The sequence below is a fragment of the Streptomyces sp. NRRL F-2664 genome (genome assembly GCF_000719345.1).
Lineage (GTDB): Bacteria > Actinomycetota > Actinomycetes > Streptomycetales > Streptomycetaceae > Streptomyces.
This window is the reverse complement of record NZ_JOFX01000477.1, coordinates 1-309: the sequence shown is the minus strand read 5'-3', so window position 1 is coordinate 309 and position 309 is coordinate 1. Positions and strand designations below refer to the sequence as shown.

The following is a 309-nucleotide window of genomic DNA, read 5'->3' as shown; positions in this document are numbered from 1 at the left end:
CCCGTCGAAGACATCGTCCTCACCCGCGAAGCCGCCTCCCGCCCCGGTATAGGCGCGGCCCTCCTCCACTGCGGGGGAGAACCGCTGCTCGGGCGCGGCGAGCTCTCCCTTGTCGTCGAGGGTGCGCAGGCGGGTCGCGGCCAGCGCCGGGACGGGAGATCCGGGAATCTCCTCGTAGCCGATCTCGGTCACCGCGCCGAGGGGCGAGGTGACGCGGGTGATGACGGGGCCGTGTCCGGCCAGCGGCCGCCCGTACTCCAGCCCCGTCACCGCCCCGTCCCCGGCCGTGGCCTTGCGGACCAGCCCGTC

The 309-nt window shown here is 75.1% G+C and carries 1 protein-coding gene; it reads right to left on the bottom strand.

Annotated features, from left to right (window positions below):
* On the bottom strand, window positions 1-309 hold a 309-nt coding region (locus tag IF89_RS40005), incomplete at both ends, for a hypothetical protein (RefSeq protein WP_043195092.1).